The organism is Nocardia abscessus NBRC 100374, assembly GCF_000308455.1.
Classification (GTDB): Bacteria; Actinomycetota; Actinomycetes; order Mycobacteriales; family Mycobacteriaceae; genus Nocardia; species Nocardia abscessus.
On sequence record NZ_BAFP01000196.1, the window covers coordinates 1 to 351 of the forward strand.

At 58.4% G+C, this 351-nt stretch carries 1 protein-coding gene; it reads left to right on the top strand.

Going from position 1 to position 351, the window contains the following annotated elements; all coding sequences use genetic code 11:
- Positions 1-351: aromatic ring-hydroxylating oxygenase subunit alpha (locus ON19_RS30715; RefSeq protein WP_043700663.1), on the top strand; the 351-nt coding region annotated here is incomplete at both ends.

Here is a 351-nt window from a genome sequence, read left to right on the forward strand (position 1 = left end):
GGAGTTCTTCGAGTTGGAGCGGGAGGCGATTTTCAAGCGTGCCTGGCTGAATGTGGGCCGGGTCGAGCAGCTTCCGAAGGTGGGTAGCTATTTCACGAAAGAGATCGATGCCGCGCGTACCTCGGTGATCGTGGTGCGTGATCGGGAGCGTCAGGTGCGGGCGTTTCACAACATTTGCCGTCATCGGGGCAACAAGCTGGTGTGGAACGACTTTCCGAAGGAAGAGACCTCCGGGACGTGTCGGCAGTTCACGTGTAAGTATCACGGCTGGCGCTATGGGCTCGATGGTGCGTTGTCGTTCGTGCAGCAGGAGGGTGAGTTCTTCGATCTCGACAAGGATCAGTACGGGCT